The 23,803-nt window shown below is 56.9% G+C and carries 24 protein-coding genes; 8 read left to right on the top strand and 16 right to left on the bottom strand.

The genetic code is table 11. The features are described 5' to 3' along the window. Nucleotides 1–2 precede the first annotated feature (2 nt). From rfaC to rfaD, 3 genes are read right to left on the bottom strand one after another with little or no spacing between them, the layout of a single operon-like run. On the bottom strand, nucleotides 3–986 hold the full coding sequence (gene rfaC / locus A6013_RS15130; protein ID WP_069733353.1) for a lipopolysaccharide heptosyltransferase RfaC: 984 nt from the start codon (nucleotides 984–986) through the stop codon (nucleotides 3–5). Nucleotides 987–989: 3 nt separating this feature from the next. Beyond that, nucleotides 990–2,036: an ADP-heptose--LPS heptosyltransferase RfaF gene (rfaF, locus tag A6013_RS15125; protein WP_069733352.1), complete on the bottom strand. Its 1,047-nt coding sequence runs from the start codon at nucleotides 2,034–2,036 to the stop codon at nucleotides 990–992. Nucleotides 2,037–2,038: 2 nt separating this feature from the next. Then, complete coding sequence (gene rfaD, locus A6013_RS15120; RefSeq protein ID WP_041911658.1) at nucleotides 2,039–2,971, bottom strand: ADP-glyceromanno-heptose 6-epimerase; 933 nt, start codon at nucleotides 2,969–2,971, stop codon at nucleotides 2,039–2,041. Between the two features lie 215 nt (nucleotides 2,972–3,186). Here rfaD and kbl point away from each other — a divergent pair, with 215 nt between their 5' ends. Together kbl and tdh are read left to right on the top strand one after the other, a co-directional pair. Beyond that, nucleotides 3,187–4,383, top strand: coding sequence for a glycine C-acetyltransferase (kbl, locus tag A6013_RS15115; protein WP_045260056.1), 1,197 nt, complete (start codon nucleotides 3,187–3,189; stop codon nucleotides 4,381–4,383). Between the two features lie 9 nt (nucleotides 4,384–4,392). Continuing rightward, nucleotides 4,393–5,421, top strand: coding sequence for an L-threonine 3-dehydrogenase (gene tdh / locus A6013_RS15110; protein ID WP_006812404.1), 1,029 nt, complete (start codon nucleotides 4,393–4,395; stop codon nucleotides 5,419–5,421). Nucleotides 5,422–5,447: 26 nt separating this feature from the next. Here tdh and A6013_RS15105 read toward each other — a convergent pair whose 3' ends face one another. Next, entirely contained in the window at nucleotides 5,448–6,362 is a 915-nt protein-coding gene (locus tag A6013_RS15105) for a hypothetical protein (protein ID WP_069733351.1), read from the bottom strand. A gap of 15 nt (nucleotides 6,363–6,377) precedes the next feature. Continuing rightward, complete coding sequence (locus tag A6013_RS15100; protein WP_069733350.1) at nucleotides 6,378–7,583, bottom strand: glycosyltransferase; 1,206 nt, start codon at nucleotides 7,581–7,583, stop codon at nucleotides 6,378–6,380. Between the two features lie 205 nt (nucleotides 7,584–7,788). On the opposite strand from A6013_RS15100, the gene A6013_RS15095 reads away from it, so the two are divergent. Continuing rightward, the gene (locus A6013_RS15095) at nucleotides 7,789–8,589 is read left to right on the top strand and encodes a glycosyltransferase family 2 protein (protein WP_069733349.1); all 801 of its coding nucleotides are present in this window, start codon (nucleotides 7,789–7,791) and stop codon (nucleotides 8,587–8,589) included. A gap of 3 nt (nucleotides 8,590–8,592) precedes the next feature. Here the strand turns inward: A6013_RS15095 and A6013_RS15090 are convergent, their stop codons facing one another. Genes A6013_RS15090 through gpmM form a run of 3 tightly spaced genes read right to left on the bottom strand, consistent with a single transcriptional unit; the run spans nucleotide 8,593 to nucleotide 12,366 of the window. Continuing rightward, nucleotides 8,593–9,525 (bottom strand): divergent polysaccharide deacetylase family protein, encoded by a 933-nt coding sequence (locus A6013_RS15090; RefSeq protein ID WP_175437389.1) that lies wholly within the window; start codon nucleotides 9,523–9,525, stop codon nucleotides 8,593–8,595. A 3-nt stretch (nucleotides 9,526–9,528) separates the two neighbouring features. Next, nucleotides 9,529–10,788, bottom strand: coding sequence for a murein hydrolase activator EnvC (envC, locus tag A6013_RS15085; protein WP_231940812.1), 1,260 nt, complete (start codon nucleotides 10,786–10,788; stop codon nucleotides 9,529–9,531). A gap of 33 nt (nucleotides 10,789–10,821) precedes the next feature. Next, complete coding sequence (gpmM, locus tag A6013_RS15080) at nucleotides 10,822–12,366, bottom strand: 2,3-bisphosphoglycerate-independent phosphoglycerate mutase (protein WP_063155196.1); 1,545 nt, start codon at nucleotides 12,364–12,366, stop codon at nucleotides 10,822–10,824. Between the two features lie 246 nt (nucleotides 12,367–12,612). On the opposite strand from gpmM, the gene A6013_RS15075 reads away from it, so the two are divergent. The 5 genes from A6013_RS15075 (at nucleotide 12,613) to cysE (ending at nucleotide 15,723) form a co-directional block, all read left to right on the top strand. Further along, nucleotides 12,613–13,044: a rhodanese-like domain-containing protein gene (locus A6013_RS15075; RefSeq protein WP_014882007.1), complete on the top strand. Its 432-nt coding sequence runs from the start codon at nucleotides 12,613–12,615 to the stop codon at nucleotides 13,042–13,044. A gap of 11 nt (nucleotides 13,045–13,055) precedes the next feature. After that, complete coding sequence (grxC, locus tag A6013_RS15070; RefSeq protein ID WP_028015037.1) at nucleotides 13,056–13,307, top strand: glutaredoxin 3; 252 nt, start codon at nucleotides 13,056–13,058, stop codon at nucleotides 13,305–13,307. 32 nt (nucleotides 13,308–13,339) lie between these two features. Continuing rightward, nucleotides 13,340–13,807: a protein-export chaperone SecB gene (gene secB, locus A6013_RS15065; RefSeq protein ID WP_003860835.1), complete on the top strand. Its 468-nt coding sequence runs from the start codon at nucleotides 13,340–13,342 to the stop codon at nucleotides 13,805–13,807. After that, nucleotides 13,807–14,826, top strand: coding sequence for an NAD(P)H-dependent glycerol-3-phosphate dehydrogenase (gene gpsA, locus A6013_RS15060; RefSeq protein ID WP_045630251.1), 1,020 nt, complete (start codon nucleotides 13,807–13,809; stop codon nucleotides 14,824–14,826). Before secB ends, gpsA begins: the two co-directional genes overlap by 1 nt. Before the next feature lie 75 nt (nucleotides 14,827–14,901). After that, the gene (cysE, locus tag A6013_RS15055; RefSeq protein WP_008502718.1) at nucleotides 14,902–15,723 is read left to right on the top strand and encodes a serine O-acetyltransferase; all 822 of its coding nucleotides are present in this window, start codon (nucleotides 14,902–14,904) and stop codon (nucleotides 15,721–15,723) included. Here cysE and trmL read toward each other — a convergent pair. From trmL to mtlD, 8 genes are all read right to left on the bottom strand, one after another. Further along, nucleotides 15,720–16,193, bottom strand: a complete 474-nt coding sequence (gene trmL / locus A6013_RS15050; RefSeq protein ID WP_069733347.1) for a tRNA (uridine(34)/cytosine(34)/5-carboxymethylaminomethyluridine(34)-2'-O)-methyltransferase TrmL — start codon at nucleotides 16,191–16,193, stop codon at nucleotides 15,720–15,722. The two genes, cysE and trmL, sit on opposite strands and share 4 nt — an antisense overlap. Nucleotides 16,194–16,238: 45 nt before the next feature. After that, nucleotides 16,239–17,579 carry an aromatic acid/H+ symport family MFS transporter gene (locus tag A6013_RS15045; RefSeq protein WP_069733346.1) on the bottom strand — a complete coding sequence of 447 codons (1,341 nt, stop codon included), beginning with the start codon at nucleotides 17,577–17,579 and terminating at the stop codon, nucleotides 16,239–16,241. A 180-nt stretch (nucleotides 17,580–17,759) separates the two neighbouring features. Beyond that, a complete protein-coding gene (gene lldD, locus A6013_RS15040; RefSeq protein WP_041911648.1) occupies nucleotides 17,760–18,947 on the bottom strand; it encodes a quinone-dependent L-lactate dehydrogenase in 1,188 nt (395 codons plus the stop codon). Beyond that, nucleotides 18,944–19,717 (bottom strand): transcriptional regulator LldR, encoded by a 774-nt coding sequence (gene lldR / locus A6013_RS15035; protein ID WP_069733345.1) that lies wholly within the window; start codon nucleotides 19,715–19,717, stop codon nucleotides 18,944–18,946. The genes lldD and lldR overlap by 4 nt, the downstream gene beginning before the upstream one ends. Continuing rightward, on the bottom strand, nucleotides 19,714–21,369 hold the full coding sequence (lldP, locus tag A6013_RS15030) for an L-lactate permease (protein WP_045630254.1): 1,656 nt from the start codon (nucleotides 21,367–21,369) through the stop codon (nucleotides 19,714–19,716). The genes lldR and lldP overlap by 4 nt, the downstream gene beginning before the upstream one ends. Nucleotides 21,370–21,640: 271 nt before the next feature. Further along, nucleotides 21,641–22,003, bottom strand: a complete 363-nt coding sequence (locus A6013_RS15025; protein WP_015572767.1) for a YibL family ribosome-associated protein — start codon at nucleotides 22,001–22,003, stop codon at nucleotides 21,641–21,643. Between the two features lie 57 nt (nucleotides 22,004–22,060). Next, nucleotides 22,061–22,651 (bottom strand): mannitol operon repressor MtlR, encoded by a 591-nt coding sequence (gene mtlR / locus A6013_RS15020; protein ID WP_028015045.1) that lies wholly within the window; start codon nucleotides 22,649–22,651, stop codon nucleotides 22,061–22,063. Beyond that, nucleotides 22,648–23,796 (bottom strand): mannitol-1-phosphate 5-dehydrogenase, encoded by a 1,149-nt coding sequence (gene mtlD / locus A6013_RS15015; protein ID WP_069733344.1) that lies wholly within the window; start codon nucleotides 23,794–23,796, stop codon nucleotides 22,648–22,650. The genes mtlR and mtlD overlap by 4 nt, the downstream gene beginning before the upstream one ends. Nucleotides 23,797–23,803 lie beyond the last annotated feature (7 nt).

Here is a 23,803-nt window from a genome sequence, read left to right as displayed (position 1 = left end):
GGTTAAATATCCCTGTTGGAAAGCCAACGGCTGCCCTGTAAAAATGAAAAAATCGCATCTGCGCTGATATCCTTCGTTTGCTGAGTCGGGCTGACCATCTGATGCTGGTTTTTGCCATAGCCCCCGATCAGGCCGGGATCGGTCGGGCCAAAAAGGGTGATATTTGGGCGATCCAGCGCCGCGGTTAAATGGCTTAAACCCGTATCCACGGAAACAACGGCGTTAGCGCCTGCCAGCTCTGCGGCAACCTGCGCCAGCGTGAGTTTGGGTAACACCTCGACGTGGGAAAAGCCTGCTGCCAGACGCGCCGCACGCTGCCGCTCATGCTCAGCGCCCCACGGGAGTTTAATATGGATACCGGAGGGTTGCATTAGTTCAATCAGCCTTCGCCAGTGTGTTTCCGGCCAGTGCTTATCGTCGCGCGTTGTGGCATGCAGAAAGACAAAATAAGGCTGAGCACAGGGATCTGTATTGCGCAAAAAGTGCTGCGCAATGGCGTAGTCGCCCTGCGCTTCCGGTTTCGCATAGCCGAGGCTTTTCGCAAATAGCTCGCGGGTGCGTTCTACGGCGTGCTGCTGCTTTGCGATGTGGTGGCGGCGGTTATAGAACAGACTCGCCAGCGGTTCGCGGGCGGTGTGCCAGTCCATGCCGTGCTTTACGCCGTGCGCCAGACGCGTGACCAGCGCCGCGCTTTTCACCAGCCCCTGCGCGTCGATAATCGCGTCGTAACGCTGCGCCTGCACCGTTTCACGGAAGGCTTTACGCTCGGCTTTAATCGGCGCGGAGAACCACGCTTTGCGCCAGCGGCGAATCGCGACCGGGATCACGCGGTCAACCGCTTCATGCCAGGTGGGGATCTGCGCGAAGCCTTCTTCTACCACCCAGTCAAAACGGATGCCGGGAATGGCCCGCATGGCGTCCGTCAGCGACGGTAGCGTATGCAGCACATCGCCCATTGAGGAGGTTTTAACGATCAATACCCGCATCCGTTATCCTTCTTCGCTCAACAGCAGTTCGTTGAGCTCTTCGAGAACGCGCTGCGGCGTTATGTCGATCAGGCTCTGATGGTAACCTTCAGCGGCATCGCCTTTGCGTACCTTGTGGTAGCCGGTGATCAAACGGATTACGCGCGCTTTGTGCGACAGCGGCGGCGTGAAGTCTGGGCTGCTTGGGCCATACAGCGCAACCAGCGGACGCTCCAGCGCGGCGGCGACGTGCATCAGGCCAGAGTCATTGCTGACCACGGCCTTACAGGCGGCAATCAGGATAACGGCCTGCTCAAGCTGCGTTTCTCCAGCCAGGTTGCGGCACCAGGCCTGTTGCTCGGTGCTCAGCGTGGCGAGAATTTCGTTGCCCGCCTCGTGATCTTTCGCGGAGCCAAACAGCACAATCTGGTAGCCCTCGTCGATCAGCTGTTTCGCCAGCTCTGCATAGTGGTAGTGCGGCCAGCGTTTTGCCGGGCCAAATTCTGCGCCGGGGCAGAAGCCAATCATTGGGCGTTCGGACGAAATGCCAAACGCGTTGCAGGTGTGGGATTTCTCCCCCTCGTTCACCTGAAGCTGCGGCCACAGCAGCGGCTGCGGCAGGTCTTTCGCGCTGCGCATGACGCCTTTGTCGTAGGCCAGCGCCACGTAGCGCTCCACCATCAGCGGCCAGGCTTCTTTATCCAGCACCCTGGCATCGTTCAGCAGGCCGTAGCGCATTTCGCCGCGCCAGCCGGTACGGTGCGGAATGCCCGCAAAGAAAGGTACGAGGGCGGATTTAAAGGAGTTAGGCAGCACGTACGCACGGTCATAGCGCTTCTCGCGCAGGCTATGACCGAGCTTGCGGCGTTCGCCGATTTCCAGCGCCCCGTGGCCGAGCGGCATCGGGATTGCCTCGTTTACTTCCGGCATACGCGATAACAGCGGACGGCACCAGGCGGGTGCCATCACGTCGATTATCGCCTGGGGATAACGCGCCTTGAGCGTGCGATAGAGACTTTGCGACATCATCATGTCGCCCACCCATGACGGGCCGATCACCAGAATTCTCATACTTACGCGTCGCGGTTCAGCCAGGCCATATATTCCGTTACGCCTTCGGCAACGGTCTTGAACGGCTTGTCGTAGCCCGCGGCGCGCAGGTTGGTCAGGTCGGCCTGCGTGAACGCCTGGTAACGGCCCTTCAGCTTGTCAGGGAACGGAATGTACTCGATGCTGCCTTTCTTATGGTATGCCAGCGTCGCGTCTGCCACCGCCTGGAAGGATTCCGCGCGGCCCGTGCCCAGGTTGAAAATGCCGGAGACGCCGTTTTCCAGGAACCACAGGTTTACGGCTGCAACGTCGCCTACGTAGACGAAGTCACGCTTGAAGCCGTCGCTGCCTTCGAACAGTTTTGGACTTTCACCGTTATTCAGCTGGGTGTTCAGGTGGAACGCTACGCTCGCCATGCTGCCTTTGTGGCCTTCGCGCGGCCCATAGACGTTGAAGTAGCGGAAGCCGACGATCTGCGAGTTCGCTTCCGGCAGGATCTGACGCACGTACTCGTCAAACAGGAACTTGGAGTAGCCGTAGACGTTCAGCGGCTGCTCGTATTCGCGGGATTCGATAAAGTCCGAGGTGCGCCCGCCGTAGGTTGCCGCGGAAGAGGCATACAGGAACGGAATTTCACGCTCCAGGCAGTAGTGCAGGATCTCTTTAGAGTACTGATAGTTGTTATCCATCATGTACTTGCCGTCCCACTCGGTGGTGGAAGAGCACGCACCTTCGTGGAAGATGGCTTCGATCTCGCCGAACTCTTCACCCGCCATAATCTGGATAAGGAAGTCTTCTTTATCCATGTAGTCAGCGATGTTCAGATCCACCAGGTTAACGAACTTGGTGCCGTCTTTCAGGTTGTCCACCACCAGAATGTCGGTGATGCCCTTATCATTGAGGGCCTTAATAATGTTGCTGCCGATAAAGCCCGCGCCGCCGGTAACGATGATCATAACTGTAACCTTTGAAGTGTTGAGCCCGGGGACAATCCCGGACGCTAATATTCATATCATATCATCACAATGCCCGGTCTTCAGCCATTCACCGATATGCAGCAGGGGTACACGTGATTTATGCTGCAAAAACGAGAAGAGATACGGCGTCATCTCGTCATGAACTATAGGTTTGGGTAATATGTGCCAAAATTTGCCGAGTCTGGAGAATTGCAATGCGTGGTGATTTTTACAAACAGTTAAACAGCGACCTCGACACCGCTCGTGCGGAAGGGTTGTTCAAAGAGGAGCGTATTATCACGTCTGCCCAGCAGGCGGACATCACCGTTGCCGACGGCAGCCATGTGATCAACTTTTGCGCGAACAACTACTTAGGTCTTGCGAATCACCCTGAGCTGATAGCCGCCGCGAAAAACGGCATGGACACCCACGGCTTCGGCATGGCCTCCGTGCGCTTCATCTGCGGCACCCAGGATAGCCACAAGCAGCTTGAGCAAAAGCTGGCAAACTTCCTCGGAATGGAAGACGCGATTCTGTACTCCTCCTGCTTCGACGCCAACGGCGGTCTGTTTGAAACCCTGCTCGGCGCAGAAGATGCGATTATCTCCGACGCCCTGAACCACGCCTCCATCATCGACGGTGTCCGCCTGTGTAAAGCGAAGCGTTTCCGCTACGCCAACAATGACATGGTTGAGCTGGAAGCGCGGCTCAAAGAGGCACGCGAAGCGGGTGCCCGCCACGTACTGATCGCGACCGACGGCGTGTTCTCCATGGACGGCGTGATCGCCAACCTGAAGGGCGTGTGCGACCTGGCGGATAAATACGACGCGCTGGTGATGGTCGATGACTCCCACGCGGTCGGTTTTGTCGGTGAAAACGGCCGCGGCTCCCATGAATACTGTGACGTGATGGGCCGCGTAGACATCATCACCGGTACGCTGGGCAAAGCGCTCGGCGGCGCGTCTGGCGGTTATACCGCTGCGCGTAAAGAGGTGGTTGAGTGGCTGCGCCAGCGCTCCCGTCCGTACCTATTCTCCAACTCCCTGGCGCCGGCCATTGTGGCCGCCTCCATCAAAGTGCTGGAGATGGTGGAGTCCGGCGCCGAGCTGCGCGACCGCCTGTGGGCAAACGCCCGTCTGTTCCGCGAAAAAATGAGCGCCGCAGGGTTCACCCTGGCCGGCGCTGACCACGCGATCATTCCGGTGATGCTGGGCGACGCAGTTGTGGCGCAGCAGTTTGCCCGTGAGCTGCAGAAAGAAGGGATTTACGTCACCGGGTTTTTCTTCCCGGTGGTACCAAAAGGTCAGGCGCGTATCCGCACCCAGATGTCTGCGGCGCATTCGCCTGAACAAATTGAGCGTGCGGTGGAAGCCTTTACCCGCATCGGCAAACAGCTGGGCGTAATTGCCTGAGGACGTGTGATGAAAGCGTTATCCAAACTGAAAGCGGAAGAAGGGATTTGGATGACCGACGTGCCGGAGCCGGAAGTCGGTCATAACGATCTGCTGATCAAAATTCGTAAAACCGCCATCTGCGGTACTGACGTTCACATCTACAACTGGGATCAGTGGTCGCAAAAAACCATTCCTGTCCCAATGGTTGTCGGTCACGAATATGTTGGTGAAGTGGTCGGCATCGGCCAGGAAGTCAAAGGCTTTAGCATTGGCGATCGCGTCTCTGGTGAAGGCCATATTACCTGCGGTCACTGCCGTAACTGTCGCGGTGGCCGTACGCACCTGTGCCGCAACACCGTCGGCGTGGGCGTAAACCGTCCGGGCTGCTTCGCGGAATACCTGGTGATCCCGGCGTTTAACGCCTTCAAAATCCCGGACAATATCTCTGACGATCTGGCCTCCATCTTCGACCCGTTCGGCAATGCGGTACACACCGCGCTCTCCTTCGACCTGGTAGGTGAAGACGTGCTGGTTTCCGGCGCCGGCCCAATCGGCATTATGGCGGCAGCCGTGGCGAAGCACGTGGGCGCGCGCAACGTGGTGATCACCGACGTGAATGAATACCGCCTGTCGCTGGCGCGCAAAATGGGCGTCACCCGCGCGGTGGATGTCTCGAAAGAGAGCCTGACCGACGTGATGGAAGAGTTGGGTATGACCGAAGGCTTTGACGTCGGCCTGGAGATGTCCGGCGCGCCGCCGGCGTTCCGCACCATGCTGGACACCATGAACCACGGTGGCCGTATCGCGATGCTGGGCATTCCGCCGTCAGATATGTCCATCGACTGGAACAAAGTCATCTTCAAAGGGCTGTTCATCAAAGGCATCTATGGCCGCGAGATGTTCGAAACCTGGTACAAGATGGCAGCGCTGATCCAGTCCGGCCTGGATCTGTCCCCGATTATCACTCACCGTTTCTCCATCGATGAGTTCCAGCAGGGCTTCGACGCGATGCGTTCCGGTCAGTCAGGGAAAGTGATCCTGAGCTGGGATAAGTAATAAAAAAGGGGCCAGCGGCCCCTTTTTTACTGATTCTTTTTCTCTTCGTCCGTCAGGTAGCGCACCTTGCGGGTATAGTCCTGCCCTTTGAACAGCAATTTGTTATCCGGAGATTCCAGATACTTCTGCCATTCGGAAAGCGGGAAACCCCCGTGCGCGCCAATCACCTCTTTTGGCACAACGGCTTCCTGACCGCCGATCTTCTTGGATACAGGCCAGTTTACCCAGTCTCCAAGGTTAACCGTTTTTAAATCCAGCATGTCCAGCAGGGCAGTGAGCGGCAATTGATCTGTCGGGGGCTGACTGTCGTCCATCAGTTCCCAGGTATCCTGAAACAGTGACAGCCATAGTGGGCAGATACGACGCCATGTCTTTTGGGTAGCAGCAAGGAAGGCACTATTAACATGATCGACCAGATACGGACGTACCATATCTTTGTAATATGCTGGTACTTTCTCCATTGGCGCACCGTCTAGCTTGGCAATCATTTTCCCCTGACGGAAGCTGGAGTAAAGATGCATATTCGCAATTTTGATCTCGGGCATTTTCAGCAGGTTGAGATCGGAATCGATCATCAGAATACCTTCACCACGAGCCTGCAATGGAGCGTTAAGCTTCACCAGACGGCTGAGGTAAATCTGCTTATAGCGGTAACCTTCCTCACGCACCGGAAGGTTAAGCGTTACAACGCGGGTTTTAAGCGGCAGTACGCCAAAGGCGGATTCGGGTTGATCGCTGACGATGACGATTTCGCTCACTCCGGTGGCATAACGTTCCGCAAAGGTGGCAGAGAGTAATGCTTCTTCGACGAAATCTGCGCCGGTACACGGAATCACAATAGAATCCACCGGAGCAAGTCCGCCCGTCACTGACAACGCGCTATAAGGAATGTTGTGTCGCCCGGTGATATGACGATAGCGAGCATTAAGAAATTTAAACATAGTTATCTCGTTTGGTTAGTGCGCGCCAAGCACGGCTTCGACACCGCTGACATAGTTTTCGATAGCATAGTTCTGACAAACGTTCTGATATGCAGCTGCAGCCAGTCGAGCCCGCAGCGCCGCATCTGTCCAGATGCTGTCAAGATGCTGTGCCAGTTGTGAAACATCGCTCCAGGGGAAGAGGAGCCCCGTCGAGTCATGGTCAATCAGTTCCGCCGTGCCGGTCACCGCAGACCCAATAACAGGGATATTGAGAAGCATCGCTTCCAGCACCACGCGAGGTAGCCCTTCGCTTTTTGAGGCGAGAATAAAGGCGTCAAACGTAGCGAGGTAATCAAACGGGGTATTCTGAAAACCGGTGAAAATCACGTGATGCTCAATGCCCAGTGTTCGCGCCTGTTCCGCTAAAGCGCGGCGCTCAGCACCTTCGCCGACCAGCACCATTTTCCATTTCGCCTGCGGGTGCTTCTGGCTGAACTTTGCAAGCGCCTCCAGGGTATGGTGATTGGCTTTACGCGGGATTAATGAGCCAATGCTACCAAAAACAAACGTATCGGCATCGATACCAAGGCGCTGGCGCATCGCGCGTCGGTCAGGTAAAGGCTGGTGGATGTCGATGGCATTATTGACTGTCGTACACAGCTCGGGCCGGACGCCATGCTGAAGCAACACGCGTTCAACGCCGTGCGAAACCGCGATGATTTTTGTGGCATGTGCGTTGACCAGCTTCACCAGCGGTGGGGTCAATACAGGTTCAATGCGACAGTGCTGAATCAACCGCGCCTGCAGTTTCGCTGCCGCGAGATAGCCTTCCTCATTTGAGCCGGGTTGGTTATTCATATAGAGCGTATCGAAACCGCCCTCCATGAAAAGCGTCTCGATTTTGCTGACGTTAGGCCTGATTCGCCACAGGATATCCACGTAACGAGTCAATGTCTTACGGGCGCCGCGTGAGAAAAACAGCAGGCTACGTCCCGCTTCCTTCAGTAATTTGGCCCAGAGCGGCTGCTGACGCTGAGGGATCACGATGAGCGGGATCCCGATGCTGTTGAGCACCTGACCAATCGTCTCACCTTCAGCGCGGCTATAATCACTGTAAAAACAACACGTAATATCGAATTTATCGCGATTGATCCGCTTCAGGAGCTCAAGCATACTGTTGGTGCCTCCCCCCCATTCTTTACCCGTATCCAGGAGGAGAATTTTACTTTTGTGCGGCATGTCTGAATCCGTGTGCTACCCTTCATCTGACTGCATTATAAAGAATCTGTTGAAATAAAATAGATTTTTCTATTTTATTGCGCTTCAGAATTAGACAAATCGTCATACGTGCTTATTTGAAAAGTGTGATTCAGGACTTTAATCATCTCTACTCATTTATATAGTATTAATCATATTCATTTATGCTGCTGTTGAGAGTGGAAACATGTTTAAAATAACGATCTGCTTATTAACGTTTAATTCTGAAAGATTATTGCACGATGTTATTCCGCCTCTTTTAAAAATAGCGGATGAGATCGTCGTTGTAGATTCAGGCAGTACGGACAAAACACGTTTTATTTGTGAGAGCTATGGACTGCTCCCTGTCTATAAAAAATTTGGCTGGCATGGCGAGCAGATGAATCATGCCATATCCTTAGCCAGCAATGACTGGGTCCTGTGCATCGACAGTGATGAAATTCTTGACCAGGAAACAGTTGATGCTATTTCAGCGTTAAAAGCAGGTGATGAGCCTGACCCCGGAACGGCATGGCGAATATGCCGCCACTGGTTTGTTCTGGGTGAAGAAGTCCGGACGATCTATCCTGTTTCATCCCCTGATTACCCTGTACGTCTTTTTAACCGTAAACAGTCCCGATTTAATAACAGACCGGTAGACGATCAGGTGGAAGGTTTTCTCCGTTGTGAATGTATTCCGGGCTATGTAAAACATGATACGTTTCCCACTCTGCATGAGCTTTTTAACAAATTAAATTGTTATACAACCCGTCTGGTACAATATCATAAAATACGCCCCTCTATCGGGCGCGGCATCATCAGTGCCATCGGGGCTTTTTTTAAATGGTATTTGTTTAGCGGCGCCTGGCGTCAGGGTAAAGTGGGGGTGGCGACAGGACTGTATGCCACAGCCTACAGCTTTTTGAAGTATTTCAAATCCTGGTATTTGCATCAGGAGAAAAAAGAGCCCGTTGCGAATGAGCAGACGGGCTCTCAGATTGCGAAATAAGCGTCAGGCTTTCTTGCCCCATCCCTGCCACTGCTGCTGGACGTATTTCACCAGCGTACTGTTACTGATGCTGTCTCCGATGACAGAGAAGACGCGGGTCGCGTAGACCGGTTCTAGCGGCTGCTTCGGTACACAGCGCTTCACGCCGCGGAACGGGTTACGCGGTGCCGTCGGGACGGGCTGCGCAGAATTCGGCGTAGAGGTATCCACCTGCGGCTCGTTCAGCAGATCGCTCGGGCGTACCAGCGTGATATCGGCGGGTAAGCTCGGCAGCATTTGCTGCAAAACGCGAACGGTAGACGGATGCGGATGCCCGATGGCAATCGCCGAACCGTTACGGCGCGCCAGCGCTACCGCGCGGTTGAACTGCACGCGGATATCCGCTTCGTTCTGGGAATCGTCCAGGAAGACTTTACGCTTAATGACCTTCACACCCGTACCCTGAGCGGCACGCATCGCCTGGCTGTTGCCAATGGTCATGCTGTCGAGGAAATAGAGATTGTAACGCTCCAGCGCCTGCATCACCTTCAGCATACCGTACAGGCTGGAGGTCATCGCGCTACCCATATGGTTGTTCAGACCCACGGCATACGGCACCTTGTTGTAAGCGTCGCGGATGATGCGTTCGATCTCATCGCTGCTCATATCCGGGCGCAGGGTGTCTTTTTCCAGCGGCTGCTTGCTGAGCGGTGCCATCGGAAGATGGATGAGGACCTGGTGGCCGCTATTGTGCGCTTTGGTCGCCATTTCATGCGCGTGAGGCGCATTCGGCAGGACGGCGACGGAGATGGCTGATGGCATCGCCAGCACCTGATTTTCATAGTGTGGTCGATAACCGAAGTCATCAATCACGATGGCGAGTTTACCTGCATATACCGGTGCAGCCAGCGCCAGTGCGCTGACGACGGAGAGAACCATTCGACGAAATTGAAGCAAAACTTATCTTCCCAACCACGGCTGTGGATTGACCGCCTGACCCTGACGACGAATTTCGAAATAGAGTGACGGGCGGCCCTGACCGCCACTGCTGCCCACAAGGGCGATGGGTTGGCCGGCGCGCACCTGGGTGCCGACGCTGACCAGCGCGCTCTGGTTGTAGCCGTAAAGACTCATGTCGCCTTTACCATGCTCGACCACCACCACCAGCCCGTAACCCTGCAGCCAGTCGGCCAGGATCACGCGGCCATCGGCGATGGCTTTCACTTCGCTACCTTCAGACGCACCGATAACGATCCCTTTCCAACGTAGCTCACCCTGCAGCTGTTCGCCATAGCGATGCAGAATAGTGCCGCGAACGGGCCAGTAGGCCTGACCGCGCGGGGAACCCAGACCGCCGGTACGCGACATCAGGGAGCGTTCGCTTTCGCTTGGCTTGTAGGTGGTCCCTTTGCGGGAGGCTTCCTGCTGCTTGTCGCGAACCGCCTGCGCCTCGCGGGCCTCTTTTTCGGCGCGCGCCTTCGCTGCGGCTTCCGCACGGGCAATGCTGTTACGCAGTTTTGATTCGTTGGCGCGCATTTCGCTCAGCTGGCTCTGTCCTGCCTGAATGGAGGACTCAAGACCCGACAGCGTTTTCTTGCGTTCGTTACGGGCCTGCTCAAGTTTCGCCTGCTGCGCTTTTTGTTCGTAGAGCAACGTCTGCTGCTGGCTCTGCTTCTCTTCCAGCTCCGCTTTTTGGGTGGAGACCTCTTCACGCGTTTGTTTCAGCTGTGCAATGGTCTCCTGACGCGCCTGGTTCAGATAGCCGAAATAGGCCTGCAGACGCTGGCCGCGCTGGCTCTCTTCACCGCTGAGGATCAGCTGGAGTCCGGTATGCTCACCCTGGCGGAATGCGGCATCCAGCTGTGCTGCGAGGTTGCGCTCCTGCGCATCACGCTGGCGCTCCAGTTTGGCAATCGACGCATTCATCTCGTCGATCTGTTTGTTCAACTGGGTGAGGGTGTTTTGCGTTTCACGGAGTTTACGTGCGGCAGCGGAGATGGCCTCTTCCTGCTGCTTAAGCTGGGCGAGCAGGGTGGCGCGCTGCTGTTGCTGCTGGCGTACCGCACGCTCTTTGGCGGCGATATCGGCCTGAATGGATTTCAGCTGGTCGCGGTCATCCGCGTGGGCGGATGCGGCGCACAGCAATACGCCAGCGCTGAGTGCGCTGGCGCAAAGCAGAGGTCTGACTGATAGCCTAAGCGGCTTCACGACCCATGTGATTGAAAAAATCGCCTTTCCCCTCATGGGGAGCGATTATTCCACGATGAACAGCGGCTTACCAGTCATCTCTTCAGGGATCGGCATACCCATCAGCGACAACATGGTTGGCGCGATGTCGGAAAGCTTACCGCCTTCTACTGCTTTCACTGATTTATCACCCACATAAATCAGCGGAACAGGCAGGTTGGTATGGGCGGTGTGCGCCTGACCGGTTGCCGGGTCACGCATCTGCTCGGCGTTACCGTGGTCAGCGGTGATCAGCAGCTGGCCGCCAACGGACTCAACCGCTTTCGCAACCTGCTCAACGCAGTGGTCCAGCGCTTCAACCGCCTTCACTGCCGCTTCCATTACGCCGGTATGGCCGACCATGTCGCCGTTCGGGTAGTTACAGATGATGGTGTCGTACTTGCCGCTTTCGATGGCCGCGACCAGTTTTTCAGTCAATTCCGCAGAGCTCATCTCTGGCTGTAGATCGTAAGTCGCAACTTTCGGCGAGTTGATCAGAATGCGCTCTTCGCCTTTGAACGGCTCTTCAACGCCGCCGTTAAAGAAGAAGGTCACGTGCGCGTATTTTTCCGTTTCGGAAATACGCAGCTGCGTTTTGTCGTTCTTCGCCATCCACTCACCGAAGGTGTTAGCCAGCGAGGCTGGTGGGTAAGCGCAAGGCGCGTTGATATCTGCTGCGTATTCGGTCAGCTGGATAAAGTCGATGTTAACCACTTTCTTACGGGCAAAACCGTCGAAGTCGCTGTTGACGAACGCACGGGTGATTTCGCGCGCGCGGTCAGCGCGGAAGTTCATGAAGATCAGCGCGTCGCCATCTTCCATTGCGGCATCGGCCTGGCCTTCAGCGCGGATCACGCTCGCTTTCACGAATTCATCGTTTTCATCACGCGCGTAAGCGGCTTCCAGCGCTTCAACCGCAGTCGGGAACTGGAATTCCCCTTTTGCCAGAGTCATCAGGTCATAGGCCTGTTCAACGCGATCCCAGCGGTTGTCGCGGTCCATAGCGTAGTAACGGCCAATGATGGAGGCCACGCGGCCTTTGCCCAGCGCAGCGAATTTGTCTTCGAAAGCTTTCAGGGACCCTTCTGCGCTGCGCGGTGGCGTGTCGCGACCGTCCAGGAAGGCGTGCAGGTAGATTTTTTCCGCACCGCGTTCAGCGGCCAGTTCAACCATCGCCATGATGTGATCCTCGTGGCTGTGCACGCCGCCTGCGGAGAGCAGACCCATGATGTGCACCGCTTTACCTGCCGCAACGGCTTTATCTACCGCACCGCAGAGAACCGGGTTAGCGAAGAAGGTGCGTTCTTTGATTTCGACGTCCAGACGGGTCAGATCCTGATACACGATACGACCCGCGCCGAGGTTAACGTGGCCAACTTCGGAGTTGCCCATCTGGCGATCCGGCAGGCCCACTTCCAGACCGGATGCGTCAATCAGGGTATGCGGACGTTTTGCCCACAGTGCATCCATGACCGGGGTTTTTGCGTTGAAAATAGCGTTATCCTGGCTATCTTCACGGTAGCCATAGCCATCCAGAATCACCAGTACCATAGGTTTTTTAGAAACCGACATTGCAACAACCTCATGCTCAAGAGTCAAAATTTGCGTAATTTTACTACAGCTGAATCGATCAAATAGCCGCAGAAGATCAAAGAAAACGCGGGGGCAAGATGCTGACCGGACCATTTTGAGGCATTTTTTTAGGTGGCATGCCGCAGAAAATGGATTAGGTTATGGTCGCTGGCTGTATTTGCCAGAACGCACAGGTATACTCCTGTCCTGGTTTTTTTATCACTTAGTCGGGAGTAGTTACCCTCCATGCAAGAAATTATGCAATTCGTTAGCCGCCATCCGGTACTGAGCATCGCGTGGATTGGCCTGCTGGCTGCTGTGCTGTTCACCACATTTAAGAGCCTGACGTCTAAGATTAAGGTTATCACCCGTGGTGAAGCGACGCGTCTGATTAACAAAGAAGATGCCGTCGTTGTCGATCTGCGTCAGCGTGACGATTTCCGTAAAGGTCACATTGCCGGCGCAATCAACCTGTTGCCAGCTGAAATCAAAGCCAACAACGTTGGTGAGCTTGAGAAACACAAAGCCCAGCCCATTATCGTTGTGGATGCGACCGGTATGCAGGCGCAGGAATCTGCCAGCGCGCTTTACAAAGCGGGCTTCGAAAACGTAACGGTACTGAAAGAAGGGATTTCCGGCTGGAGCGGGGAAAATCTTCCTTTGGTTCGCGGTAAATAAGGAGTTCAGTCATGGCCAATATTGAGATCTACACCAAAGCGACGTGCCCGTTCTGCCACCGTGCGAAAGCGCTGCTGAGCAGCAAAGGCGTCACGTTCCAGGAACTGCCAATCGACGGTGACGCGATCAAACGCGAAGAGATGATCCAACGTAGTGGTCGTACGACGGTTCCGCAGATTTTTATTGATGCGCAGCACATTGGCGGCTGTGATGACTTGTATGCGCTCGACGCCCGTGGTGGACTCGATCCGCTGCTGAGCTAAGAGACTTTAGGACAATTAAAAAGGGTATTTCCATGTCAGAACAAAACAACACCGAAATGACTTTCCAGATCCAGCGTATCTACACCAAGGATGTCTCTTTCGAAGCGCCAAATGCGCCGCACGTTTTCCAGAAAGACTGGCAGCCAGAGGTTAAACTTGATCTGGATACCGCATCCACCCAGCTGGCGGATGACGTGTATGAAGTCGTACTGCGTGTGACCGTGACCGCCTCTCTGGGCGAAGAAACTGCATTCCTGTGCGAAGTACAGCAGGGCGGTATCTTCTCCATCGGCGGCATCGAAGGCAACCAGATGGCGCATTGCCTGGGTGCATACTGCCCGAACATCCTGTTCCCGTATGCCCGTGAATGCATCACCAGCCTGGTTTCTCGCGGTACATTCCCGCAACTGAACCTTGCGCCAGTGAACTTTGATGCGCTGTTCATGAACTATCTGCAGCAGCAGGCTGGCGAAGGTGCCGAACAACATCAGGATGCCTGATGAGCACTGTTAATGCGTCAATGACTGTGATCGGTGCCGGCTCATACGGCACCGCTCTTGCCATCACGCTGGCAAGAAATGGTCACGACGTGGTCCTGTGGGGCCACGATCCAAAACATATCGCCACGCTGCAGCGCGACCGTTGCAATGTGGCGTTTCTCCCGGACGTTCCGTTCCCTGACACCCTGCACCTGGAAAGCGATCTTGCAACCGCGCTGGCGGCCAGCCGCAACATTTTGATTGTGGTGCCAAGCCATGTCTTTGGCGACGTGCTGAATCAGATCAAGCCGCTGATGCGCCCGGATGCGCGTATCGTCTGGGCGACCAAAGGGCTGGAAGCGGAAACCGGACGTCTGCTGCAGGACGTTGCCCGCGAAGCGCTGGGGGATGAGATCCCGCTGGCGGTCATCTCCGGGCCGACCTTTGCCAAAGAGCTGGCTGCGGGCCTGCCGACGGCGATCTCGCTGGCATCCACCGATCAGGCCTTCTCCGACGATCTCCAGCAACTGCTGCACTGCGGCAAGAGCTTCCGCGTCTACAGCAACCCCGATTTTATCGGCGTGCAGTTGGGTGGCGCGGTGAAGAACGTGATTGCCATCGGGGCCGGGATGTCTGACGGTATTGGCTTTGGCGCCAACGCGCGTACGGCGTTGATTACCCGCGGCTTAACCGAGATGTCCCGTCTGGGCGAAGCGCTGGGTGCCGATCCGGCCACCTTTATGGGGATGGCGGGTCTGGGGGATCTGGTGCTGACCTGTACCGATAACCAGTCTCGTAACCGCCGCTTTGGCATGATGCTCGGACAGGGCAGCGATGTAAAAAGCGCGCAAGAGAAGATTGGACAGGTGGTGGAAGGCTACCGCAATACCAAAGAAGTCCGCGAATTGGCGCACCGGTTTGGTGTCGAAATGCCAATAACCGAGGAAATTTATCAGGTATTGTATTGCGGAAAAAATGCGCGCGAGGCAGCATTGACCCTATTAGGTCGTGCGCGCAAGGACGAGCGCAGCAGCAATTAGCCGGGAAGTATCGTCACCTGAATGACCCAGCCAGCGCAGAACTGGCTGGTCATTAACTATCGTCTGGAGTTAGCAATGCCGTGTGAAGAACTGGATATCGTCTGGAATAATATTAAAGCCGAAGCCCGCGCTTTGGCGGACTGTGAGCCTATGCTGGCCAGTTTCTATCACGCGACGCTACTCAAGCACGAAAACCTCGGCAGCGCCCTGAGCTATATGCTCGCCAACAAGCTGGCGTCCTCGATCATGCCCGCGATTGCGATTCGTGAGGTGGTGGAAGAGGCTTACGCCGCTGACCCGGAAATGATCGCCTCTGCCGCCTGTGATATCCAGGCCGTGCGCACCCGTGACCCGGCGGTCGATAAATACTCTACGCCGCTTCTCTACCTGAAAGGCTTCCACGCGCTGCAGGCGTACCGCATTGGCCACTGGCTGTGGAATGAAGGCCGCCGCGCGCTGGCGATCTTCCTGCAAAACCAGGTTTCCGTGACGTTTCAGGTTGATATTCACCCGGCGGCGAAGATTGGCCGCGGGATCATGCTCGACCACGCCACCGGGATCGTTGTCGGGGAAACGGCGGTGATTGAAGACGACGTCTCGATCCTGCAATCTGTTACCCTGGGCGGTACCGGGAAAACCAGCGGCGATCGCCACCCGAAAATTCGTGAAGGGGTGATGATTGGCGCGGGTGCTAAAATCCTCGGCAATATCGAAGTCGGGCGCGGCGCGAAGATTGGCGCGGGGTCGGTTGTGCTCCAGCCCGTGCCACCGCACACCACCGCCGCTGGCGTACCGGCGCGCATCGTTGGTAAGCCAGACAGCGATAAGCCCTCGATGGATATGGATCAGCACTTCAACGGCATTCACCATACCTTCGAGTATGGTGACGGCATTTAACTTCTGAGAATGGCGCCCGGGTAACCCAGCTGGCGCCAGGCTTCATACACCACCACCGACACCGCGTTCGACAGATTCATGCTGCGGCTGTCCGGCATCATCGGAATACGGATTTTCTGCTCAGCGGGCAGGGCATCCAGGATCGTGGCCGGCAGGCCGCGGGTTTCCGGGCCAAACATCAGATAGTCACCCTCCTGATAGCTCACGGCGCTGTGCGCTGGCGTGCCTTTGGTGGTCAGGGCGAACATGCGCTGCGGCTTCTCTGCTTCCAGAAACGCGGCGTAATCGTGATGGCGAACCACGGCGGTAAATTCATGGTAATCCAGCCCCGCGCGGCGCAGGCGTTTGTCGTCCCACGTAAAGCTCATCGGCTCAATGATGTGCAAACGAAAACCGGTGTTGGCGCACAGGCGGATGATATTGCCGGTGTTCGGCGGAATTTCTGGTTCGAATAAAACGATGTTAAGCATGCTGCCCCCTTAATTGCGGGGGCAGAATAGCAGAAAAGAGAGGAACTACGCGACGCCGGGTTCCTGCGAGCGGCTGTACAGCATTTTGTAGATGGTTGCCGCAGCGGCCACCAGAGCGGGCACGCTGAGGATCATTAAAATACTGTCTGCCTGCCACTGCATGGAAAGAAGCTGGGCGCTGGTCATGGTGCCCGCCACGCCGCCAAAGCGGCCGATCCCCTGCATCCAGGCGATGCCCGTCGCGCGGCACTCGGTAGGGTAAAAGGTGGCCGCGAGGGTTTGCATGCCCGACTGCGCGCCGTTCATCGCGATCCCCATCAGGAAAATCAGCCCGCCAAACAGGGCGATATGGTTATGCTCAAGGCCAAGCAAAAGAATCAGGCCCATCGTCAGCCCAAAACCACCTGCGACCACCTTGTGCGCTTCCCAGCGGTCCATCATCCAGCCCGCGAGCAGAATGCCTGCGGTGCCGCCGAAGGTAAACAGCGAGGTGAGCCAGGCGGATTCCGCCAGGGCATAACCCATCCCCTGCATCAGCGTCGGCATCCAGCTAAGCAGGACGTAGTAAATCACCAGCCCCATAAAATAGGTCACCCACAGCATCAGGGTGCCGGGTAGCCAGGGCATGGAAAACAGCTGCCCCACGCTTCCTTTTTTAGACGCGGCTTTCTCTTCCGCCAGGAAAAAGCCCGTAACGCTCTCCAGCGTGCTGCGGCTGAACCGGCTGGCGATGCGGCGAACCTGCGCGACGTCTTTCCCACGCTGCACCAGAAACTTCACCGATTCCGGCAGCAGCAGCGCCAGCAGCACGGTTAAAATCAGCGGCGCAATCGCGCCGGTCAGCAGCACGCTTCGCCAGCCGTGGTGGGGAATTAGCCAGGAAGAGATCGCCCCGCCGCCCGCTGCACCCAGAGGGAAGCCGCAGTACATGGTATTAATCGCCATGGCGCGGCAGCGCTGGGGGGCGAACTCTGAGATCAGCGTGATGGCGTTTGGCATGGCGGCGCCGAGCCCGAGACCCGTCAGAAAGCGCCAGAGCGTCAGGGTATTCAGGCTTTGCGCCCAGGCCGTCCCCAGGCTCGCCAGGCCGAAGAACAGGCACGAAAAGACCAGCACGCGCTTGCGTCCCATCCGGTCCGATACCGGACCTGCAACAAGGGCTCCCAGCGACAGCCCCAGCAGCGCCGCACTCAGCACTGGCCCCAAATCCTGTTTATGTATTCCCCACTCCGCCGACAGCGTAGGCGCGATGTAGCCCATCGCTGCCGTATCAAAACCATCGATCGCCAGAACCAGAAAGCCCAGCACGATAAGAAGCCAGTGAAACCCTGAAAAAGGACTCTCGTCGATCACCTGCTGAATATCCACCTTACCTGAATAGGTCATACGCTCCCCTCCGATGTGATGTTGTTTTTGTGTTCTTGTATTTGCTTGTCTATACAATTGCGAACGGGAGGGATGTGTCAAATTTTCTTATCCAGAATGTTACGCAGGTGTTATTTTCGACAAAAAAAGCGCCCGAGGGGGAAATCGGACGCATGGGAAAGGTGGGGTAACGGGAGAGGATCAGGCCGCGTCGCCATGTGACAGCGGAGCCAGCGCCGCCGGTAGTTTGCTCAACTCCTGAACCAGCGAATCCTTGCTGATTTCACTGATCGACTTCGCGCCGGTCAGGGTCATCGCCACCTTCATCTCTTTCTCGATCAGGTTCAGCAGGTTTGCCACGCCCGCCTGACCGGCCGTCGCCAGGGCGTAAAGATATGCGCGGCCCAGCAGCACGCTGTCGGCACCCAGCGCAATCATGCGCACCACGTCCAGCCCGTTGCGGATGCCGCTGTCGGCCAGAATGGCAATATCGCCTTTCACCGCATCGGCAATGGCCGGCAGGGCTCGTGCGGAGGAGAGCACCCCGTCGAGCTGGCGTCCGCCGTGGTTAGAGACCACAATTCCATCCGCGCCAAAACGCACCGCGTCGCGGGCATCTTCCGGATCGAGGATCCCTTTGATCACCATCGGGCCATCCCAGAATTCGCGGATCCACTCCAGGTCTTTCCACGAGATCGACGGATCGAAGTTGTTCGCCAGCCAGCCGATGTAATCCTCCAGCCCGGTCGGTTTACCGAGATAGGCCGAGATATTCCCCAGATCGTGCGGACGGCCGTTCAGACCCACATCCCACGCCCACTGTGGATGCGTAACCGCCTGCCAGTAGCGGCGCATCGCGGCGTTCGGGCCGCTCATGCCGGAGTGGGCATCGCGGTAGCGCGCGCCGGGGGTCGGCATATCAACGGTAAAGACCAGCGTGGAGCAGCCCGCCGCTTTAGCGCGCTCCAGCGCGTTACGCATAAAGCCGCGATCGCGCAGGACGTACAGCTGGAACCACATCGGCCGCTTGATGGTCGGGGCGACCTCTTCAATCGGACAGACCGAGACGGTAGAGAGGGTAAACGGAATGCCTTTAGCATCTGCCGCGGCGGCGGCCTGCACTTCGCCCCGGCGGGCGTACATGCCGCATAAGCCGACGGGCGCGAGCGCGACGGGCATGGAGAGCGTTTCGTTAAACAGCTTCGTCTCAAGGCTCAGGTCAGACATATTCTTCAGCACGCGCTGGCGCAGGGCCACTTCTGACAGATCCTCCACGTTGCGGCGCAGGGTGTATTCGGCATACGCCCCACCGTCGATGTAGTGGAACAGGAACGGCGGCAAAATGCGCTGCGCCGCGGCGCGGTAGTCACTGGCTGCTGAAATAATCATGCTTTGTTCTCCCTGGAAATATCACTTTCGCCAGGCAGACGGGTAATACGCGCCTGTCGGGCCTGGTCTTCATCAAATCGTTTAATGGTGGTGTGCACGAAGCCGAGATGCGCCATCATCGCTTTGCGCGCGGCTTCGGCATCGCCGGCCAGAATGGCGTTGAGCACCGCCTCGTGCTGTTCGGTCAGCTGGGCAAAGACCGGCGGGACCAGATACATGCGCTGGCGGCTCTGCTTCACGGAGGATTGCAGCAGGTCGAAGAACCCGCGCATGGTCTGGAGCAGCACCACGTTGTGCGACGCCTCGGCGATTGCCAGATGGAAACGCACGTCCGCCTGGGAGGCGATGTCCGGGTCGCTGCTTAGCGTGGCTTCGAAGCAGGCTTTGAGCTTCTCTTTGTCGGCTTCGGTTGCCCGCATCGCTGCGTGCCATGCGGTACTGGTTTCGATGGCGTGACGCGCTTCAAGAATGTCGAAGCTGTAGTCCGGGTCGTTTTCCAGCAGCGTCTTCAGCGGCTGAACGATGTTTTGCTCGGACCAGTCATCATGCTGCCAGCGCACAAAAGTGCCGCCGCCGCGACGGCTCACCAGTACGCCTTCGCTGACCAGCGTCGCCAGCGCCTCGCGCAATGAGTTACGCGATACGCCAAGCTGGGCGGCAAGCTGGCGCTCGGCGGGCAATTTCATGCCCGCTTCCAGCTGTTGTTCTTCAATCAGCGCCCGCACGCGAGAGGCAATCTCGTCGGACAGGCGTCTGGGCATGACTATCATGGGATCATCCAGGTTAAGACATAGGCCTGCAGGGTGGTGATCACGCCCACCATGCAGGTGAATATCAGGCTGTGTTTCACGGTAAAGCGGAACAGGTCCGACTCTTTTCCCACCAGTCCCACCGCCGCGCAGGCAATGGCGATGGACTGCGGGGAGATCATTTTGCCGGTCACGCCGCCGGTGGTGTTCGCGGCGACCAGCAGCACGTCCGACACGCCAATCTGCTGCGCAGCCGTCGCCTGCAGGGCGGCAAACAGGGCGTTAGACGAGGTATCTGAACCCGTCAGGAACACCCCCAGCCAGCCGAGGAACGGCGAGAAGAAGGTGAACGCGTGTCCGGTGTGGGCCAGCGCTAACGCCAGCGTCGACGACAGGCCGGAGTAGTTTGAGATAAACGCGAACGCCAGCACCATGCCGATGGAGTAGATCGGCAGCATCAGCTCTTTAATCGTTGCCGCAAAAGTCTGTACCGCGGCGGCAGGCTTCATGCGCAGCCACACCACGGAAAGGAGTGCCGCAAACAGGATGGCCGTACCGGTGGCGGAGAACCAATCAAACTTAAACACTGCCGCATACGGGGTGGCGTCGTGCACGACCGGCGGCATACGGGCAACCATCTTGTCGAGGAACGGCACGGAGATGTTAATCACCATGTCGTACAGCGCGCCGCCGGGAGCGAACAGCGCTTTAAACGGCGGTATGCTCCACAGCGTCACGGTGGCGGTCAGGAACAGGAACGGCGACCAGGCGCGGACGATCTGTCCTGCGGTATAGCCCGTGCGGGCGAGGGTCTGATCCACATGCGACGCGCCCATGTCGGCAAAGCGGAAGATGCGCACCGGCTGCCAGCGTTTCAGGAACAGCGTCAGACAGACCAGCGACACCAGCGAAGAGATGATGTCCGGCAGCTCCGGGCCAAGGAAGTTCGAGCTGAGGTACTGGGCAATCGCGAACGAGCCGCCTGCCACCATCACCGCAGGCCAGGTCTCCTTCACGCCGCGCCAGCCGTCCATAATCGCCATGATCCAGAACAGCACGATAATGGTCAGGAACGGCAGCTGGCGGCCAACCATCTGGCCGATCTCAAAGCTGTCCAGCCCGGTCACCTGTCCGGCCACCAGAATCGGAATCCCCATCGCGCCAAACGCCACCGGTGCGGTGTTCACAATCAGGCACAGGCCAGCGGCGTAGAGCGGGTTAAAGCCCAACCCGACCAGCAGCGCGGCGGTGATCGCCACCGGTGCGCCGAATCCTGCCGCGCCTTCAAGGAACGCCCCGAAGGAGAAGCCGACAATCAGCATCTGCAGACGCTGGTCCGGGGTGATGGAGAGAATCGACGAACGAATGATGTCGAACTGCCCGGTCTTTACCGAGATTTTATAGACAAAGACCGCGGCGATGATGATCCACGCAATCGGCCACAGGCCGTAGAAGAAACCGTAGACAACGGAGGCCAGCGCGCGGTCGACCGGCATTTTGTAGAAGAACAGCGCCACCAGCAGGGCGATGGCAACGGTATACGTCGCGGCGAGGTAGCCCTTCAGCTTGAGCTTAATCAGCGCAAAGAAGAAGAACAGGATCGGTAGCGATGCGATCAGGCTCGACAGCCAGATATTGCCGGCCGGGTCGTAGTTTTGTTGCCAGAGGCTCATGCAGGTCTCCTGGGGACCAGACAGCCTGTGCTGCGGGTGAGTCTCCGCTCAACTCTGCGTCACAATCTGTGTAAAAGTGGTCCTGCCAATATTGTGTTGTAGGGTTAATGACAATGAATGGTTAACCAGATGTTATGGAGTGGCAATGGTTTTGTGAGCGCAAATAATGGAATTGTGAACCGGGGGAGGATTGATTGCGTTATTGGTTGGACCAATTCACGCGAAGGGGAAAAGAGTAGGCCGGGTAAGCGCAGCGCCACCCGGCATGAAATCAGAATGCGGTCTTACAAAACCCCGTCATCTCTTTCAGGCCCATTTCGCGGCCAAGCTCGGTCATCGGGTGCACCACCACCAGACCACGGACGCTTTTCTTCAGCTTGCCCATGTCAGCCTGCTCTTTTTTGGTGATCGCGCGGCGGTGCGGCATGTTCATCAGCTTCTGCGCTTCTTTGCTCAGCTTCTGGCCTTTCACTTCGCGCAGGCGCTCAATCTCCGCTTCCAGCTTCACGGACTCTTTTTCCAGCTCGGCATATTTCTCGGCGGAATCAACCAGAGACAGGCCAGCCATCTGGTGACGGATCAGATCCAGACGGTCGCTCAGGCGTTTAATTTCGTTCTTTTCGACTTCTTTCATGACAATTGACTCTAAATCGGGGGAATTACAGGGAAGGATACACCAATGTGAACGGGCTTACTTCTGAAACGCTTTTTTTAAGCTGATTTTAGAAATCAGCTCAGTCAGGGAGAGGACCATCGTGGAACGGACAACCTGTTGATAGCGCAGCTTTTGCATCGCGTACAGTTCAGGGTCGCTGTTATCAAAATGGGGAGCAGGAGGCAGGGCGGTGACGCAGTGCAGCTCGCCGAACGGCCCCAGGATTTCATCATCGGTAAAAGTGTACTCATTACCGTCATGATTGAGTTCTTCGCGCAGCGCCATTAACAGTTCAGCGTCTTCATACTCCTGGCGGTTGAGCACGCCAAGACCATAAATCAGCTTCAGACGCACCGACAGATCGCCCAGCGGTCCGTCTCCGTCCAGTAACGGTTCTACAGCGTACTTTACCGCGTAGTCGTCTTTGCGAAACACCTGAAGCACCAGGATATTCACCGCCTCGGTTAACAGCTCGACGGCGGCAATCAGGAAACTTCGTACGGTTTTGCCAGCATTCAGACGCTCAAGCACACGATTTTCAAAGGCCTGGGTTTGTTCCATTATTGCCTGCATATCTGACAATCTGTTATTCGGGCGCAGGCTTACCTGCGCCGGATTCTGCATCATTTGGTTGCGTTGTATGCGTTAACCGCCTCCGCAACCACGTCGCTGCTGGCGTCCAGACCGGAAATCTGCGCCAGCGCAGCCTGCGCGCCTTTGTCATCAATCAGCTGAGCCAGCTCAATCGCCTGCGGGTCCTGCTCGCTGCGGTAGCGCATCGCGGCAGCAATTCCTTTCACCAGGTTGGCGTGCGGCAGACCGTATTCCAGCGTGCCCAGCAGCGGCTTAATCAGGCGGTCGCCCGCGCTCAGCTTACGCAGCGGCTGACGGCCCACGCGCTCAACGTCATCTTTCAGATACGGGTTTTCAAAACGACCGAGGATTTTCTGGATATATGCTGCGTGTTTATCAGCATCAAAACCGTAGCGTTTGATCAGCACCGCGCCGCTCTCTTCCATTGCCCCTTTCACCACCGCGCGGATCTGCTCATCGAGGATCGCGTCGCGAATGGTCTGATGACCGGCCAACTTTCCGAGGTACGCGGTTATAGCATGCCCGGTGTTCAGCGTGAAGAGTTTGCGTTCGACAAATGCCATCAGGTTATCAGTGAGTTCCATTCCCGGAATGGTCGGCAGCGCGCCCTTGAACTGAGTTTTATCGACGATCCACTCGCTGAAGGTTTCAACAGTGACTTCCAGCGGATCGTTGGTGGCGGATTCGGACGGCGGAACGATACGGTCTACAGCGGAATCCACAAACCCGACGTGCGCTTCAACCCAGGCTTTATCTTCCTCAGCCACGGCCGCCATAACGTGGCCTTTCAGCTGCGTGGTGCCGCGCACCATGTTTTCACAGGCGATGATGTTCAGCGGTGTTTCAATGCCCTGTGCTTTACGCTTCGTCAGGCCTTTCGCGACCGCAGGAGCAATACGTTCAAGCACCACCGGACCCACGGCGGTGGTCACCAGATCAACGCTGGCGATCAGGTCAATCACGTCGTCGCCGATGCTGCTGACCGCGTTAACGCCAGAGACGGTTTCAACCTGTTCGTTTTCACCCACCACATGAACCTGATAGCTATGACGGGCATTCAGGGCATCCAGAACCACCTGATTCACATCGGCGAATGTCAGGGTAATGCCCGCGTCTGCCAGCAGTTTACCGATAAAGCCACGACCGATATTACCTGCGCCAAAATGTAATGCTTTCATAGTGTTA

It is taken from the genome of Enterobacter sp. IF2SW-B1, from assembly GCF_001743375.1.
Classification (GTDB): Bacteria; Pseudomonadota; Gammaproteobacteria; order Enterobacterales; family Enterobacteriaceae; genus Enterobacter; species Enterobacter bugandensis.
Note: the sequence above shows the minus strand (reverse complement) of the source record. Positions and strands in the feature narration are given on the sequence as shown.